This is a genomic window from Mesorhizobium sp. M0563 (genome assembly GCF_040321065.1).
Taxonomy (GTDB): Bacteria; Pseudomonadota; Alphaproteobacteria; order Rhizobiales; family Rhizobiaceae; genus Mesorhizobium.
Window position 1 is genome coordinate 1 of record NZ_JAMYQV010000051.1, and the last position, 950, is coordinate 950.

Genomic DNA, 950 nt, shown 5'->3' on the forward strand with positions numbered 1-950 from the left:
AAAGTTAAAAAACGGGTCTGGGTATTCTTTGCTGAAGGACAGCGTTCCCTGCCCCATCCCCACTACCGAAAAAGATGCGCACCGCGCCGCTCCTTCAAACCCGACATTACCCATGAGACGGCGGCGTTCAACCACGATCGTACCGGCAAAAGGTTTGTGTTGGCGCTATACCCCGGCGTTGTTGCAAAAATGACACGATTTGGCCTCACTCCGAAAGCTCCCGTTAACCAACAGCCCTTCGCAAGCCGTTGCAAACGGCGGATTCCGGCGATGGTCGGCCCGAAATGTGACCATGGCGCGAGTCGCGAACCAGGGAATCGCCGCAGAATCGCCACATCGCTGGGCGGCGCTTTGGCGAAGGGTCGATTTTTCAAGGATAATAGCGCCAGCTTGTTGATTGTGCCGGCGCTTTTCTTTATCCACCGGCGCAACGGAGAGGTGGCCGAGTGGTCGAAGGCGCTCCCCTGCTAAGGGAGTAGAGGTCAAAAGCTTCTCGTGGGTTCGAATCCCATCCTCTCCGCCACCCTACGCCCTGCGGGCTTCGGGTGGCAGGCCACCCGGAACCGCATTTTGGGCGTAGGGTGTCGCCCGAAGCTACGAAGTAGCGTAGGGGGACTATGTGGTACGTCTATTTCCTGCAACTTCGTAACGGCGATGTCTACGTCGGGTCGACCAACGACCTTCGGCGCCGCTTCGAATCGCATCGATCAGGCTATGTGACTTCGACCAAGGCCTATCTGCCTGTAACTTTGAAGTCCTACATCGGGGTTGAAACCGAGGCCAACGCACGGCAACTCGAGCGATATTTCAAGACCGGTTCAGGCAAGGCCTTCGCCAGTAAGCGTTTTTGGCGGACAGGGCCTCACTGACGGCCTTAGGACTTATCTATTTGAAAATATAAATAAAAACAGCCGAACGAGCTGCTTTTTGCCGACCTCCGCCCTCGATTC

Annotated in this window: 2 protein-coding genes and 1 tRNA gene; all 3 read left to right on the top strand. The window is 56.3% G+C overall.

What is annotated here, in order from left to right; genetic code table 11:
- Positions 1 to 471 (top strand): hypothetical protein (locus NKI50_RS30485; RefSeq protein ID WP_352718701.1); only part of this gene is annotated, 471 nt, incomplete at its 5' end.
- Positions 433 to 523 (top strand) — tRNA-Ser (locus tag NKI50_RS30490). The genes NKI50_RS30485 and NKI50_RS30490, both read left to right, overlap by 39 nt.
- 94 nt (positions 524 to 617) lie before the next feature.
- A complete protein-coding gene (locus tag NKI50_RS30495) occupies positions 618 to 869 on the top strand; it encodes a GIY-YIG nuclease family protein (protein WP_023721031.1) in 252 nt (83 codons plus the stop codon).
- The last annotated feature ends 81 nt before the right edge of the window (positions 870 to 950 follow it).

What these genes read in the sequence shown, in the direction of transcription:
- NKI50_RS30495 (WP_023721031.1), top strand. Translation starts at nt 618, where the DNA reads ATGTGGTACGTCTATTTCCTGCAACTTCGTAACGGCGATGTCTACGTC.